Source organism: Streptomyces sp. NBC_00012, assembly GCF_045040875.1.
GTDB lineage: Bacteria > Actinomycetota > Actinomycetes > Streptomycetales > Streptomycetaceae > Streptomyces.
This window is the reverse complement of record NZ_CP108310.1, coordinates 1,086,040-1,101,180: the sequence shown is the minus strand read 5'-3', so window position 1 is coordinate 1,101,180 and position 15,141 is coordinate 1,086,040. Positions and strand designations below refer to the sequence as shown.

General features: G+C 69.4%; 14 protein-coding genes and 1 pseudogene. 9 read left to right on the top strand and 6 right to left on the bottom strand.

Features of this window, described 5'->3' with window-relative positions; all coding sequences use genetic code 11:
* Positions 1 to 60: 60 nt before the first annotated feature.
* From abc-f to OHA19_RS43850, 3 genes are all read right to left on the bottom strand, one after another.
* On the bottom strand, positions 61 to 1,710 hold the full coding sequence (gene abc-f / locus OHA19_RS43860; RefSeq protein WP_331750646.1) for a ribosomal protection-like ABC-F family protein: 1,650 nt from the start codon (positions 1,708 to 1,710) through the stop codon (positions 61 to 63).
* A 291-nt stretch (positions 1,711 to 2,001) separates the two neighbouring features.
* Entirely contained in the window at positions 2,002 to 2,265 is a 264-nt protein-coding gene (locus tag OHA19_RS43855; RefSeq protein WP_331754654.1) for a hypothetical protein, read from the bottom strand.
* Between the two features lie 178 nt (positions 2,266 to 2,443).
* Entirely contained in the window at positions 2,444 to 3,508 is a 1,065-nt protein-coding gene (locus tag OHA19_RS43850) for an alpha/beta hydrolase (RefSeq protein ID WP_331748940.1), read from the bottom strand.
* 310 nt (positions 3,509 to 3,818) lie between these two features.
* Here OHA19_RS43850 and pip point away from each other — a divergent pair, with 310 nt between their 5' ends.
* Entirely contained in the window at positions 3,819 to 4,778 is a 960-nt protein-coding gene (pip, locus tag OHA19_RS43845) for a prolyl aminopeptidase (protein WP_331754652.1), read from the top strand.
* Positions 4,779 to 4,861: 83 nt separating this feature from the next.
* Here pip and OHA19_RS43840 read toward each other — a convergent pair whose 3' ends face one another.
* Entirely contained in the window at positions 4,862 to 5,737 is an 876-nt protein-coding gene (locus tag OHA19_RS43840) for an alpha/beta hydrolase (protein WP_331748945.1), read from the bottom strand.
* A 77-nt stretch (positions 5,738 to 5,814) separates the two neighbouring features.
* On the opposite strand from OHA19_RS43840, the gene OHA19_RS43835 reads away from it, so the two are divergent.
* From OHA19_RS43835 to OHA19_RS43820, 4 genes are all read left to right on the top strand, one after another.
* The gene (locus OHA19_RS43835) at positions 5,815 to 6,438 is read left to right on the top strand and encodes a sigma-70 family RNA polymerase sigma factor (protein WP_405753518.1); all 624 of its coding nucleotides are present in this window, start codon (positions 5,815 to 5,817) and stop codon (positions 6,436 to 6,438) included.
* Between the two features lie 133 nt (positions 6,439 to 6,571).
* Positions 6,572 to 7,459, top strand: a complete 888-nt coding sequence (locus tag OHA19_RS43830; protein WP_405722352.1) for an NmrA family NAD(P)-binding protein — start codon at positions 6,572 to 6,574, stop codon at positions 7,457 to 7,459.
* Positions 7,460 to 7,551: 92 nt separating this feature from the next.
* Positions 7,552 to 8,547: an AraC family transcriptional regulator gene (locus OHA19_RS43825; RefSeq protein ID WP_331750650.1), complete on the top strand. Its 996-nt coding sequence runs from the start codon at positions 7,552 to 7,554 to the stop codon at positions 8,545 to 8,547.
* A 222-nt stretch (positions 8,548 to 8,769) separates the two neighbouring features.
* Positions 8,770 to 9,204, top strand: a complete 435-nt coding sequence (locus OHA19_RS43820; RefSeq protein ID WP_331748952.1) for a TetR/AcrR family transcriptional regulator — start codon at positions 8,770 to 8,772, stop codon at positions 9,202 to 9,204.
* A gap of 19 nt (positions 9,205 to 9,223) precedes the next feature.
* Here the strand turns inward: OHA19_RS43820 and OHA19_RS43815 are convergent, their stop codons facing one another.
* Entirely contained in the window at positions 9,224 to 9,430 is a 207-nt protein-coding gene (locus OHA19_RS43815) for a DUF5988 family protein (protein ID WP_331748955.1), read from the bottom strand.
* Between the two features lie 139 nt (positions 9,431 to 9,569).
* Here OHA19_RS43815 and OHA19_RS43810 point away from each other — a divergent pair, with 139 nt between their 5' ends.
* From OHA19_RS43810 to OHA19_RS43795, 4 genes and pseudogenes are all read left to right on the top strand, one after another.
* Positions 9,570 to 9,902, top strand: coding sequence for a hypothetical protein (locus OHA19_RS43810; RefSeq protein WP_331748958.1), 333 nt, complete (start codon positions 9,570 to 9,572; stop codon positions 9,900 to 9,902).
* Positions 9,903 to 9,944: 42 nt separating this feature from the next.
* Positions 9,945 to 11,525: a helix-turn-helix transcriptional regulator gene (locus tag OHA19_RS43805; RefSeq protein ID WP_331748961.1), complete on the top strand. Its 1,581-nt coding sequence runs from the start codon at positions 9,945 to 9,947 to the stop codon at positions 11,523 to 11,525.
* Positions 11,526 to 12,095 carry a transcriptional regulator gene (locus OHA19_RS43800; protein WP_331748964.1) on the top strand — a complete coding sequence of 190 codons (570 nt, stop codon included), beginning with the start codon at positions 11,526 to 11,528 and terminating at the stop codon, positions 12,093 to 12,095.
* A 315-nt stretch (positions 12,096 to 12,410) separates the two neighbouring features.
* Positions 12,411 to 14,394 (top strand): annotated as a pseudogene (locus tag OHA19_RS43795) (Tn3 family transposase).
* A 99-nt stretch (positions 14,395 to 14,493) separates the two neighbouring features.
* Here OHA19_RS43795 and OHA19_RS43790 read toward each other — a convergent pair.
* A complete protein-coding gene (locus OHA19_RS43790) occupies positions 14,494 to 15,078 on the bottom strand; it encodes a DinB family protein (protein WP_331754647.1) in 585 nt (194 codons plus the stop codon).
* Between the last annotated feature and the right edge of the window lie 63 nt (positions 15,079 to 15,141).

Genomic DNA, 15,141 nt, shown 5'->3' with positions numbered 1-15,141 from the left:
TGTTCGGCCCGCCGGGTGGTCACCCACCTCGGGCGCGGGCCCGGTCGGCACATCAGCGGTTCACGCCTCCGGACCTCCCGTATCGGGCGCTCCGGTCTCCGTCAGCTCGCCGCCGGACAGCCGCAGCCACCGGTCCACGCCGATCCGGGCGAGGAAACGCTCGTCGTGGCTGACCACCACGAACGCTCCCCGGTACGAGCCCAGGGCGCTCTCCAGCTGGCCCGCGCTCACCAGGTCGAGGTTGTTCGTCGGCTCGTCCAGGAGCAGCAGCTGCGGAGCCGGTTCGGCGCACAGCACGCAGGCAAGCGTGGCGCGCAACCGCTCGCCGCCGGACAGCACCCCGACCGGGAGATGGGCCCGGGGGCCCCGGAAGAGGAAGCGGGCAAGCAGGTTCATCCGCTCCGCCTCGGTCCGGTGCGGTGCGAAAGCGGTGAAGTTCTCGGCGACGGTTCGGTCGAGGTCCAGCAGGTCCAGCCGCTGCGAGAGGTAGGCGATCCGGCCGTCGGCCCGCTTGATCTGCCCGCTGTCCAGCTCCAGTTCGCCGTTGAGCAGCCGCAGCAGTGTGGTCTTGCCGGAGCCGTTGGGACCGGTCAGCGCGATGCGTTCGGGGCCACGGACCGTCAGGTCGACGCCCGCTTCGGCGAACAGGGCCCGTCCGCCGTGGCGTACCTGCATCTGCTCGGCGAGGACGAGTGTGCGTCCGGTGGGCACATCGGTGTCCGGCAGGTCCAGGGTGATGCGCTGCTCGTCGCGCAGGGCGCGTCCCGCCTCGTCCAGCCGGGCCTTCGCATCGGTGACCCGGGACGAGTGCAGCTGGCCCGACCGGCCCGCCGACTCCTGGGCGCCGCGCTTCATGTTTCCGGCGAAGATGCGTGGCAGGCCCGCGCTCTTGAGGTTGCGGGCGGCATTGCTCGCGCGGCGTTCGGCGCGTTCGCGGGCCTGCTGCATCTCCCGCTTCTCCCGCTTCAGCTCCTGTTCGGCGTTGCGGATGTTCTTCTCGGCGACCTCCTGCTCGGCCCGTACGGCCTCTTCGTATTCGGTGAAGTTGCCACCGTAGAAACGCAGTTCGCCGCGTCCGAGTTCGGCGATGCGCTCCATGCGGTCGAGCAGTGCCCGGTCGTGGCTGACCAGCAGCAGGCAGCCGTTCCAGTCCTCCAGCACGTCGTAGAGCTTGTGACGGGCGTCGAGGTCGAGGTTGTTGGTCGGCTCGTCGAGCAGCAGTACGTCGGGTCGCTTCAGCAGCTGGGCGGCCAGGCCGAGCGAGACGACCTGGCCGCCGCTGAGCGTGTTCAGGCTCCGGTCGAGGGCGAGGTCGGCGAGGCCGAGCCGGTCCAGCTGGGCGCGGGTGCGTTCCTCGATGTCCCAGTCGTCGCCGATGGTCGTGAAGTGGTCCTCGCCCACGTCCCCGGACTCCACGGCGTCCAGGGCCCGGATCACCTCGGCGACGCCCAGGACCTCGGCCACCGTGAGATCACCGGTCAGGGGGAGGCTCTGCGGGAGGTAGCCGAGCGTGCCGCCCACGGACACGGAACCGGTGCCGGGCCGCAGTTCGCCGGCGATCAGCTTGAGGAGGGTGCTCTTGCCGGAGCCGTTGGGCGCGACCAGGCCCGTCCGGCCGCTGCCCATGGTGAAGGAGAGGTCGTCGAAGACCGGGGTGTCGTCGGGCCAGGCGAAGGACAGGTTCGAGCAGATGATGGCGGCGTCGGACATGGAGAGACCTCGAATGAGATACGGGCAGGCACGGACTGCTGCCCGGGACATGGAAGAAGGGGACGACTGAACGGCCACGACGGCGATGCTCCTGGGCATCGGCCGGTGGCCTGACAGATCGGGGTCTCACCCCGAGATGTCGTCGTCACCCACCATGTCTGGTCTCCTCGATACACGATCAACGTTTTCGCGAGCTTAGCAGCAGCCCCTCGGCGGCTCCTCGCGATTTATTCGCCGGGCGAGGGGCTGGGCGAGAGGACGCGCGAGGGGCGGACGGACGGCGACGACCGGCTACAGACCGAGGTCGGCGGCCAGGCAGGAAAAGGACATCCACGAGGCCTCCGGGTCGTACGCATCCCTCACGGACTCCTTCGGCGAAGCGGGCTTCACCTCGACCATGTCTTGGTAGGGGACGCGCTCGGGCAGCTTCCCGAACCGCTCGTGCCGGGCCGCCGCGGCACTGTCCGTCGTGTTCTCGGTGTTCGCGACTGCGGTCGTGTTCACGGCTGCGGTGGTGCTCGCGGCGGTGGTGTTCACAGTGTCTGAGGTGTGCATGGCCGGACTCCGCTCGATCGGTGGCGGATCGCGCTGTGGCGCTGGGCTGATATCAGCGTCACACCGCGTGCGTCACCTGTCAAGCCGGTGACGAATTGAGGTGGCTGCTGAGGTGGTGGCTGTGGCTGCGGTTGTAGCCATGGCTGCGGTTGTAGCTGTGGCCTGGGCGACGGCGTCGTCAGAAGCGGTCCACGTCGACGACCGCCCGTGCGAAGTCGACGGGCGCCTCCTGCGGCAGGTTGTGGCCGATGCCCTTCAGGGCGCGGTGGTCGTAGGCACCGGCGAACCTGTCGCGGTACGAGGATCCGTCGCCCGGTGCGGTGAAGGGGTCGCGCTCGGCGTCGAGGGTGATGGTCGGCACCTCGATGACCGGCCGCGTGGCGAGCCGCTCCTCGAAGCGGTCGTAACGGCGCTCGCCGTCGGCGAGGCTCAGCCGCCAGCGGTAGTTGTGGATCACGATGTCGGCGTAGTCGGGGTTCTCGAAGGATGCGGCCGTGCGCTCGAAAGTGGCGTCGTCGAAGTCCCAGGTCGGGGAGACGGTGTCCCAGACCAGACGGTTCAGGTCGTGCCGCTTCGTCGGGTCCTCCATGGCCTTACGGCCCCGCTCCGTGGCGAAGTAGTACTGGTACCACCAGGCGTGCTCGGCCGTCGGCGTCAGCGGCTCCAGGTTGGCCGCGAGGTTCGTGATGAGGTAACCGCCCACCGACACCAGGGCCTTGCAGCGTTCCGGCCACAGGGCCGCGATGATGCCGGCGGTCCGAGACCCCCAGTCGAAGCCCGCGAGCACCGCCTTCTCGATCTTGAGGGCGTCCATGAGGGCGATGATGTCGAGCGCGATCGCCGACTGCTGGGCGTTGCGGAAGGTGCGGGCGGAGAGAAAGCGCGTCGTGCCGTGGCCCCGGAGGTGGGGGGCGATCACGCGGTAGCCCTCCGCCGCCAGCAGCGGAGCGACGTCGACGAAGCTGTGGATGTCGTAGGGCCAGCCGTGCAGGCAGATGACCGCGGGGCCGTGGGCCGGGCCCGCTTCGACGTAGCCGACGTTCAGCAGACCGGCCCTGACCTGCTTCGGGGCCGCGAAGGGCGTGAGCGAACCGGGTCCGGCCGTGGGCGTGACAGGTGTCCCGGCGGTCCCGCTTTGTGCGGTGGCGGACGCGGCCGGGGAGCCTGCCAGGCCCGCCAGCGTGGCGGCGGCCGTGCCGGTGCCCAGCCCCAGGGCCTTGCTGAAGGTGCGCCTGTTGATCATCTGAAGCCCTCCGTGCGTGTCGAAGTGCGGACGCCGGGATGCCGACGTCGAAGTGCAGACGTCGAGGGCCGGCGTCGAAGTACGGACGCCGGGATGCTGACGTCGAAGTGCGGACATGGGTGTGGCGGTGGAGTGGACGCGAGCTTTGCCGGGCGGCCGTCCCGGGCGGCGCCGCGGTGCCCGGGCGAGATGACTGTTCCACGCGATTCGTCACCGGTCAAACAGGTGACGACATCGACACGAGCGTAAGCTGTCCAGCTTGTGTCCACGACCTTGTGTCTACGACGAACTCGATGAAGGGGAACCGGACATGACGGCCTCGTACCCGCCGATCGATCCCTACGACCACGGGATGCTCGACACCGGCGACGGAAACCTCATCTACTGGGAGACCTGCGGAAACCCCGACGGAAAGCCCGCTCTCGTCGTGCACGGCGGCCCCGGTTCGGGCTGTTCGGTGGGCGCGCGCAGGTCCTTCGACCCGGAGCGTTACCGGATCATCCTCTTCGACCAACGTGGCTGCGGCCGGAGCACACCCCATGCTGCCGACCCCACCACCGACATGAAGCTCAACACCACCGAGCATCTGATCGCGGACATGGAGCAATTGCGCGAACACCTCGGTGTCGAAAAGTGGTTGCTGTTCGGCGGATCCTGGGGGTCCACGCTCGGTCTCGCGTATGCCGAGCGGCATCCGGAGCGGGTGTCGGAGATCGTCCTCGCCGCTGTCACCAGCACCCGCCGCTACGAGATCGACTGGCTTTACCGGGGTGCGGGCCGGTTCTTCCCGGAAGCGTGGGAGCGATTCCGGAACGGTGTCCCCGAGGCAGACCGTGACGGTGACCTCGTGGGGGCGTACGCGCGGCTCATGGGCGACCCCGACCCGGACGTACGGGTCAAGGCCGCGACCGACTGGTGCGCCTGGGAGGACGCGGTGGTCTCCGCGGAGCCGAACGGCACGCCCAACCCGTACGGCGGCAGGCCGCCCCGGGCCGTACTGGCGCTCGTACGGATCTGCTCGCACTACTTCGCGCACGGAGCCTGGTTGGAGGAGGGGCAGTTGATCCGTGACGCGGGACGTCTGGCGGGCATCCCCGGTGTCCTGATCCACGGCCGCCTCGACATCAGCGCACCGCTCGACACGGCTTGGGAACTTGCCCATGCCTGGCCCGGCTCGGAACTCGTGGTCATCGAGGATTCGGGCCACAAGGGCAGTGCCGCCATGAGCGCGGCTCTGCGCGAAGCGTTCGAGCGGTTCGCGCGGGAGTAGGAGCGGTTCGCGCGGTGCCACGGGGCAGTGGCACCGCGCGAGTGCGCGAGTACGGGAATTACCCGGGCTTGTGCGTACCCCCGTCACCCCAGGAACGCTGCGACGGTTGCCGTGAACCGGTCCGCGTCGTCGAGCCAGGGGTAGTGACCTGCCCCCGGCTGCACGACGAGCACGGCGTCGCGGAACGACTCGCCCGCCTCGGCCACCGACCGGGGCGGGCTGTTCACGTCGAACTCTCCGGCGAGCAACAGTACGGGGGCTTCGAAGCCGGCGAGCGCCGCACGAGTGTCGTCCGGCGTGAAGGCCCCCTCGGCTGCGAAGAGGGCGACGGCCTCCTCGTTGTCCGGCCGACTGGACGCCTCGTGCTGCCGCGCCGCGGCGTCCCACCGGCCGTGGAAGAAGGGGCTGATGGCCTCCCGGTCGCTGCCGGTTCCCTGGGTGACCGCCTCCAGGGCGGCGTACGCGGTCGGGAACCACGGCTCGTCCCTGCGAAGCCGAGCGATTTCACGTCGCGTCTCCCCGGTGATCGAGACCCCGAGGGCCCGGGTGCCAGGGGCGATCAGGGCGAGCCTGCCGACGTTCTTCGGGTGACGCGCCGCGTACTGCGTCGCGAGGTTCGCTCCGGCCGAGTGGCCGAGCAGATCGATCCGGGGGAGTCCGAGGTGGGTGCGCAGGGCCTCGACGTCCTCGACGAGGCGGTCGCAGCGGTAGGAGGAGGTGTCGTCGGGGATCGCGGACCGTCCGGTGCCGCGAAGGTCCAGGACGATCAGCCGGCGGTGCGCGGACAGGCCGCCGAGGTCACCGAGGTAGCGGGAGTCCGCGGGACCTCCGGGGATGCAGACGACCGGGTCGCGATCGCCGTCGATACGGCGATCGCCATAGCCATCGCCGTCACTATTGCCGTCTCCGTGGATGCGGTAGGCGAGTCGGGTCCCGTCAGGTGCGAAGAAGGTGGGCATGGCAGGGACCATGTCATTTATAACGAGGTTGTACAACCCGGTTATAACTTGGAGGGAGCGGGGTGTATAACCGACTCATGGCAGGCGAAGAGAGCACGCACCCGATGCCCGGGGCGCTGACCGAGGAACAGGCCGGGCGGCTGCTCGCCGACATGAACGAGGTCATTCGCGCGGGCGAGGAGATGCGGAAGCTGCGCGCCGAAATGATCAAGCTGTTCATCGGCTTCGGCTGGACGCAGGACAGGATCGCCCGGCTCGCGGCCATGAGTCAGCCCGCCGTGTCCAAGCAGATGGCGAAATACCGGCTGGACGACGAACCGCCGTCCCCGATGGCGCTCTCCCTCGACCAGCACGACACCCCATGGCTCGAAGGGCGCCTGTGGGCCCTTGCCGAGGAGATCTCGGAGACCCTCGGCGACACCGCCCGCTGCACCCGCTACGTCGACGCCATCGCCCGGGGCAAGAAGCGCTTCACTCCCGAGAACGTCGATGAGCTGCGACGCCTCGTCGAGGAGGACCTGCGACTGCACCGGGCGACGGTGCCCGGCAGCTACCAGGACGCGTACGACAGGATCAGCCGCGGCCTCGACGTCCCCCCGAAGCCCACTACCGCCACCACTACCCCTGCCACCGCATCGGCCTCCGTGCGTCGTACCCTCGCGCACCGGATCCAGCGCGACCGTCTCAAGGGCGACGCCTGATCCTTCGGGCGCTGTCGTCCACGTTCACCGTTCGTCAACCGGGACGGCTCCGGAGCCGTCCGTAGACGCACGCGTATGGAATTGAGCGTTGTGGCTATGGTTCGTCTCGCCGGACAGGCGTTGACTGATCGGCATGACGAACGAACAGAACATTCAGCAGAGCACTCAGCAGCGCACTCAGCAGAACATTGAGCAGAACATTCAGCGGGCCGATCCGAAGACGATCCTGGTGATCGGCGGCACCGGAAAGACCGGGCGCCGCGTGGCGGAGCGGCTCACCGCACAGGGGCTGCCGGTGCGTGTGGGATCCCGCAACGCCGAACTTCCCTTCGTGTGGGAGGACCCCGACACCTGGGACGCGGCGCTCGACGGCGTCGGTGCCGTCTACGTCACCTACTACCCCGACCTCGGGTTCCCCGGAGCCGCGGAAGCCATCGGCGCCTTCTCCGAGTTCGCCGTGAAGAAGGGCGCGCGCCGGCTGGTACTGCTCTCCGGACGTGGTGAAGAGGGCGCGGTCAACAGCGAGAACAAGCTCAAGGAGTCGGGCGCCGACTGGACCGTCGTACGGGCCAGCTGGTTCAACCAGAACTTCAGCGAGAGCTTCTTCCTGGAGCCCGTCCTCGCCGGTGAACTCGCGCTGCCGACCGCCGACGCGGTCGAGCCGTTCGTGGACATCGACGACGTCGCCGAAGTCGTCACCGCCGCCCTCACCGACGACAAGCACATCGGCAGGACGTACGAGCTGGCCGGGCCCCGGTCGCTGAGCTTCCGCGATGTGGCCGCCGAACTGTCACAGGTCACCGGCCGGGAGATCACGTACACCCCGGTCGCCCTCGACGACTACCGGGCGGGCCTGCGGGAGAATGGGCTGCCTGTCGAGTTCGCCGACCTGTTCACCCTGATCCTCGACGGGCGCAACGCCGGCGTCGTCAACGGCGTGGAGGAGGTCCTCGGCCGCAAGCCGCGCGACTTCTCGGCCTTCGCGAAGGATGCTGCCGCCACCGGCGTCTGGAACGTCTGACAACGCCCGGCAGCAGCACCCGGCACCATCGGAGAGTGCCTGGTACGGATTCGGACCGGCGCCGCGCCCTCAAGCCGAATGGGGATCACCACATGGACGTGCTCACCGGACTCCTGGACGGGCCGAAGGCGCGCGGCGCCTTCCTGCTCAAGTCGGTCTTCGACCCGCCCTGGTCGCTCCGCGTCGAGGACCGCGCTCCGATCTCCCTGGCCACCATGGTCCGGGGCAGCGCTTGGGTGATGCCCGACGGCGGCGTGCCGGCCCTCATCGGTCCCGGCGACATCGCCGTGCTGCGCGGCCCCGACCCGTACACGATCGCCGACGCGCAGGACACCCCCGTCCAGATCACCGTCGGCCCGGATCAGCGCTGCAGCACCACCGTCGGCGAGGACGTCACCGACACCATGGCCCTGGGGGTGCGGACCTGGGGGGACCCGCTCGGGCAGGGCTCGTCCGTCATGCTCAGTGGCACGTACCAGGCGCCCGGCGAGATCGGCCGCCGGCTGCTGGGCGCCCTGCCCACCCTCCTGGTGCTGCCCGCCGACCTCGACGACACCCCGCTCGTACCCTTGCTGGCCGAGGAGATCGGCCGCGACGAGCCGGGACAGGAGCTGGTCCTCGACCGCCTCCTCGACCTGCTCTTCGTAAATGTGCTGCGCGCCTGGCTCGCCGAGCCGGACGCCGGTGCGCCGGCCTGGTACCACGCCCGGTCCGACGCCAGGGTGGGGCCCGCACTGCGGCTTCTGCACGGTGATCCGGCCCACGCGTGGACGGTGGAATCGCTGGCCCGCAAGGTCGGTGTCTCCCGGGCGGGCCTCGCTCGCCGCTTCACCGAGGTCGTGGGGGAGCCGCCGATGACCTACCTGACCACCCTGCGGCTCGCCGTGGCCGCCGATCTGCTGCGCGAATCGGACGCGACGGTTGCCACGGTGGCGCATCAGGTCGGCTATAGCAGCGCGTTCGCGCTGAGCTCGGCCTTCAAGAGGGTGCGGGGGGTCAGTCCGCAGGAGTACCGCAGGAGCGGTGCCTCGCAGATCGTCCTGCCCTTGGCGACATCGTCCCGGACAGTGGTTCTGGGCAGCGGCTGACGGTATGTGGGGGCGCTGCTGGTCGTGTTCTTTGTGAACATTCCGCTGACAACGAGCTGTGCACAGCCACGCTGGGCCGGGCTGGGTCGCGCTGGGTCGCCTGGCCTACTGCCTGAAACTGCATGGCCGCGGAGCGGCCGGTGTCCCGGACTGATCATCCGGTGGTCGTGTTGTGCCGACCGACACCGGCCATCCGCGGCCTGTGTTGTGCTCTGTTGTGCTGTGTTCCCGTCCTGGTCACCGTCGGGTGCCGGGCTTGGGAAGCGGTCGGACCCGGCCGAGGCCGCCCAGACCCTGGCCGTCCCGTCGTCCCCCGAACTGGTCGCGCAACTGCTGCGCGAGGTCCACCAGCGCATGGAAGCCGACCGCAGCAGCTATCTCGCCATGATGGAGCTGCGCCCGGAGGGTGTCCGCCGCCCCGAACTGGGTGCCGAGCTCTACAAGATCCTTCGCGCGGCGCTGGAGGAGAACAGCCGCTTCCACCAGGACGCGGGTCTGCCCGGTGACCGTGTCGACGTCATCCTGCTGTACCTCGCCGCGTACGGCATGATCGTGGACGACCTCACCGTGCAGGACGTCCTCGCGGGTTCCGCGAGTGAGCTGATCGGCGAGCTGTGCCGGCGCCTCCTGCCCCGTGACGCGGCGGAGGACGTCTGAGAGGGTCTCCCGGAGAGGCTTACCCAGGGACCTCCGTGCGCTCCCACCACTCGTAGACGGGCAACTGCCCCTCGGCCGTTTCCCGGTGGCGTGCCGTGGACCTGAAGTGTTCGTACCCGCCACGGAACGGGATCTTGATGTCGGGTCCGGGTGTAGCGAGGGGGACGATCCGGTCGGGGAGGTCGTCGGGTCCGCCTTCGAGGACTGCTTTCGCTGCGTCGGTCATGGCGAGAGTTTCTCCGGGCGGTGGTCCGGCTCCTTCGTGACGCGCCGAACGGCTCGCCGCTGCCCGCCGCGCCCCACTCCGACGGCGTGCATGGTAACTTTCCAACAAGTTGAACAGTATTCCGCCGGGAGGTGGACGGGTGCTGCAGATCCAGATCGGTGCCGAGCGCGCGGCGGCCCGGGACGACCGCCTGATGCGGACCACCCTCGGGTGGCGCCGGGGCATGAGCGAGGACGAGGCGTGGGAAGCAGGCCGGGGCATCTGGAAGTTCAACGCCGACCGGGCCCTGTCGCAGGACGAGGTGCAGATCATCAACACCGAAGGCACGGTCCTCGCGGTCGCCAGGATCATCGGCATCTCCAAGCATGGTGACCGCTACGCTCTTGAGGGCGAACTCCTGCGTGAAGACCCCCGCGTCGGCCGCCCGACCAGTAGCCCGCATCTGTCCCGTAACCCCGTCACCTACATCTGACGGGCCCCATGACTTTCCAGTCGCCGCGAAGGGAGCGCTCCGGTGAGTGACTTCGACGCCATCGACGCGCTCCTCGCGGACGTCGGTCCGCAGGCCGAACTCCCACCGCCGGACGTCCGGCGTGAGCTGCGGGAGCAGGCCAGGCTCTCCAAGGCCCAGGTGGCCCGAGCGCTCGGCGTGAGCCCCAGCACCGTCGGTGCGTGGGAGGGCGGCCGCGACCCGTCGGACGAGATCCGCGCCAAGTACGCGTATCTGCTGGACGGACTGGCCGCCAAGCTCACCGCCGGGACGGAGCCGGAAGCGGCGCCCGTGGAGGACAAGGGCGGGGACGAGAGCGAGGCCGGGGACGAGGTGGAGTCGCTCGCCGCCGCCGAGCCGTGTGTGCTGTGCGGAGCACCGGCCAGACACCGGGTGGCGGGTTTCGCCCAGCACCTGGACCCGTCCGACTGCCGCCCCGCGACCACCGCGCCGTCCACCGCGACGCAGCCGATCGCCGCGCCGTCCACCGCGACGCCGTCCACCGTCGAGCGGCCCGCCGCTGCACCGTCCACCGCGACGCCGCCCACCCCGCCCCCCGCCCGGCCCTCCCGCGGCCCGGCCAAGCGTGCGTTCCAGGAGGAGTCCGGGCCCGGGGACCTGATCGGGCAGGCGGTTCAGGCGGCGCTCGCCGAGCACCGGGGCGACGTCGAAGCCGCCCTCGCCGCGCTGCTGAAGCGGGCGATCCCGGACGCGATGCGGCTGCTCGACGAGACCCGCAAGGGCGCGCGGTACGACATCGTCGCGCACCCGTGGATCCCGGACATCCTGCGCAAGCAGACCTCCAAGGGCGCGGACCGGATCTGGGAGGCGCGCCCGAAGTGGACCCGCCGCGAACTGCCGCCCGGCCGCCACGAGGTGACCGCACTCGACATCAACGGCGCCTACCTCTCCGCTCTGAAGACCCACCTCCCGCTCGGCCAGCTGGAACACAGCGCCGGATTCGCCCACGACCGCCGCCGCGCCGGCGTCCACCTCATCACCCCGCCCGCATGGGAACACGGGGCGGTGCTGCCCAACCCGATCGGCAACCGGGACGAGCCCGGCCCGCTGTGGGTCACCGAACCGACCTTGCGCCTCCTGCTGCGTCTCTCCGGCCCGAAGCACGCCCTGTGCGCGCCCCCGGAGATCCACGAGTCGTACACGTCCGGGGCCACGGAGAACCTGCTGGAGAAGTTCCGCGTCGCCCTCAAGGAGGCCAGGGACACGGCGATCGCCGCCGATGACGAGGTGACGCTGGAGTACGTGAAGGCGATGTACTCGAAGTTCGTCTCCACGATGGGGGAGTCGAACTACAACCGGGAGCTCTACCGCCCGGACTGGATGCACATCATCCGCAGCCAGGCGTTCTCCAACCTCTGGCTGAAAGCCCTCAAGGCCCACGACGAGGGGCTCACCGTCGTACGCGCGATGGGCACCGACGAGCTCCACGTGATCGGTGACTGGCACCGTGTCTTCCCCGAAGGGCGCGGCGTGACCGAGGTCAAGATGAAGGACACCTACACCGCGGGCAGCGACGAAACCGAGGACGCCGAGGTCACCGGGAGCGCCGGGAACATCGGGGATCTGCCGGGAGAGGAGGCGTAGATGCCTGAGAGGACCATCGACTTCGGGAAGTTCGGCGCCCGGGGCATCAAGGGCAGTGACGCCGTCGCACGCAAGCTCGACGAGCTGTCGGGCGGCATCGTCACTCCGGTGACCGTGAAGCGTGGTCTGATGGCGCGCCTGCACTACCTCACGAGGACGGAACACAGCCGCAGGGCGGCCAGGGACGCCGGGCTGACGGTGACCGACCGCACGCTGAAGGCGTGGCTGGAGGAGAAGCGCCGGCCGTCGAACGCCAACCTGGAACGCATCGACGCCGCCTACCGCCAGGTCCGCCGCCAGAACGTCGCCCGGCATCTCCTGCGGCGCCTGAACGCCGATGGTGGGACGCGGGTGGAGATCCATCCGCTGAACCAGTCGCAGGTGCCGCGACCGCTCCAGCGGATGGTGGAGTACCGCACGATGAACGTCCGCCGCTGGGACCGCATCGTCGAGGCCTGGGCATCCGGCGACCATCAGGGTCTGGACGACGCCTGGGAGGACGTCATCGTCGACCTGGGGTCTCAGTGGGGTCAGTACGAGTACGTCACCAACATCGGCTTCGCCGCGTAGACGACCGCGCAGGTCTCAAGTTCCGTGTTGGAGGCGGTGCCCCGGGCTCCCGGAGCGGTGCCCACAGCGATGGCAAGTGGCCACCGCTCCACCCTGCTCGCTTGACAACCAGGGCTGTGTATCCGGGCCGGCCTCTCACGCGCTGCTCACGCGTCGGCCCGACCGAAGTGCGGTCAGTAATCCGGCCTCGGGGAACATCGGTACAGCGGTTATCGGTGAGAACGATCATGGTCGGCCAGCACAGTGATCCACTTCGCCGCTGGGGTCCGGTGAAACGCTTCCGGGCCTGCTCCGGTGCTGGCTACGGTCCGGCTCGTGCCGGTGGAATTTCTGAGTGATGAGCAGGCCGAGGCGTACGGGACGTTCGCCGAGGAGCCGACAAGCCCCGAGCTGGAGCGGTTCTTCTTCCTGGACGACGTGGACCGGGACCTGATCGCCCTGCGGCGCACGAAGCACCACCAGCTCGGCTTCGCGCTCCAGATGTGCACGGTGCGGTACGTCGGCCTGTTCCTGGAGGACCCGCTCGCGGTGCCGTGGCCGGTGGTCGAGCACCTGGCCGCGCAGCTTGGCATCAAGGACCCGTCGGTGGTCAAGCGGTACACCGAGCGGCGTCAGACGCTGTACGACCACGCGTGGGAGATCCGGGACGCCTACGGCTACCACCCGTACGAGGACACGGAGTGGGGGCGCCCTCGCACCGCTGGTCCGACCCGCGTGCCCGCCTGCTGGACGGGCCTGAGTGGGCGGCCGTCGAAGAGGACGTGCTGGCCGGGCTGAGCCTGGACATGCCCGTGGAGGAACATCTGGCGGAGCTGGTGCGGGGCCTGGACGCAGGGTGGAAGCAGCTCGCCGAGCGCCTGGAGGAGGCGGGGCCGACGGCGAAGGTCTCCATCGAGGTCCAGGACGACGGGCGGGTGAAGCTGAACGTCGACAAGCTCGGCGCGCTCGGCGAGCCGAAGTCCCTGACCTGGCTGCGCCGCCGGGTCGAGCGGATGCTCCCGAAGATCGACCTGCCGGACCTGCTGTTCCAGGTGAACGCCTGGACCAGCTTCCTCGACGACTTCGTCCACCTCGGCGACGGCACCACCCGGATGAAGGACCTGTCCACCTCGGTGGTCGCGTTGCTGGTGTCCTAGGCGTGCAACATCGGCCTGGCCCGGTGGTGAATCCCGGCTACGAGGTGCTCACACGGGCCCGGCTCGTGCACGTCGACCAGTACTGCCTGCGCGCCGACACCATCGCCGCGGCGAACGCGCGGCTGATCGAGGCCCAGGCCGCCGTGCCCGTCGTGAAGTTCTGGGGCGAGGGCCTGCTCGCCTCGGTCGACGGACTGCGGTTCGTCGTCCCCGTCCGGACCGTCAGCGCGGCGCCGTCGCCGAAGTACTTCGGGTTCAAGCGGGGCATCACCTGGCTCAACGCAGTAAACGACCAGGTCGCGGGCATCGGGCAGATGGTCGTCCCCGGCACCCCGCGCGACTCCCTGCACATCCTGGACGCGCTGCTGAACCTGGACGGCGGGGTGAAGCCGGAGACGGTGGCCACTGACAACGCCTCCTACTCCGACATGGTGTTCGGCCTGTTCAAGATCCTCGGCTACAACTTCAGCCCGCGGTTCCGCGACCTGGACGACCAGCGGTTCTGGCGGGCCACGATGCCCGGCGTCGAGACGGGCAGCTACGGCGCGCTGGAAGACCCGGCCCGCAACCGCGTGAACCTGAAACAAGGTGATCACGCACTGGCCGGACACGCTGAAGGTCGCCGGTTCCCTGGTCACCAACCAGGTCCGCGCCTACGACCTGCTGCGCATGTTCGGACGCGAGGGGCGCCCGACTCCGCTGGGTGCGGCGTTCGCGGAGTACGGGCGGATCGCCAGGACCGAGCACCTGCGCGCGTGGTCGACCCGGTCGACGGCACCTACCGGAGGCAGATGAACCGGCAGCTCACCGTCCAGGAATCCCGCCACAAGCTGGCCCGGGACGTGTTCCACGGCAAGCGCGGCACCATCCACCAGGCGTACCGGGACGGCATGGAGGACCAGCTCGGCTCGCTCGGCCTGGTCCTCAACGCCATCGTGCTCTGGACGACCCGTTACATCGACGCCGCCGTCGCCCAGCTCCAGGCCGAGGGCCACGAGATCCGCGAGGAGGACATCACCCGGCTCTCCCCGCTCAAGCACCGCAACCTGAACCTGCTCGGCCGCTACAGCTTCACCGCCTCGACCCCGGCGGCCGGCGCCCTGCGCCCGCTGCGCGACCCGGACGCGCCCGAGCTGGACGAGGACGACGAAGGCGTGGACTGAACGCCCACATCGGGTGACGCGGGCATATCAGGTGGCCGGGTGCTCGGAAATCGCAAGCGCCGGTAGGGGAGCTGATGTCAGGCTGCCTGGTATGTCTAACTAAGCCTTGATTGGTGCGGCCGACCTGGCGGCCTGCTCGATCTTCGCGCAGTAGGCTGTACGGGCTTCCTCGTCGATCTGCTTCTCGTGTTCGGGGCGCACCCCGGTCCGGCCGTCGAGGCCCTCGCGCAGGATGTCGGCGTGCCCGGCATGCCGGTTGGTCTCGCCGAGGACATGGACCATGGTGGCGAACAGGTTCGTGTTGGGATAAGGCTCCGGCCACCACGGCACGTGGCCGGGGGCGTCGAGGGGAAGCTCGTTGATCGTCGCGTCCGAGTGTTCCCACGTGCGCCGGCAGAACCCGATGATCTGATCGCGGGTCTCGTCCTCGGTCGCCCATAGATCGCTGCCGTTGTAGTCCTGCCATCGGGGCAGCGGTTCCGGGGAAGGGCGGTCGAAGACCTCGCCGAAGTACCTGGCCTCGACGGTGGCCACGTGTTTGACCAGGCCGAGGAGGTTGGTCCCGGTCGCTGTCAAAGGTCGGCGGGCGTCGTATTCGGACAAGCCGTCGAGTTTCCAGAGCAGCGCCTTGCGGTCCCGCCGCAGTCTCCCGTGCAGATTGTCCTTCGCGAATTCATCGATCATGCGGCATGAGCCTTCCATGGGCTGCTCGTGGTCTCAAGATCCCGTAGCCTCGCCCGATCGATC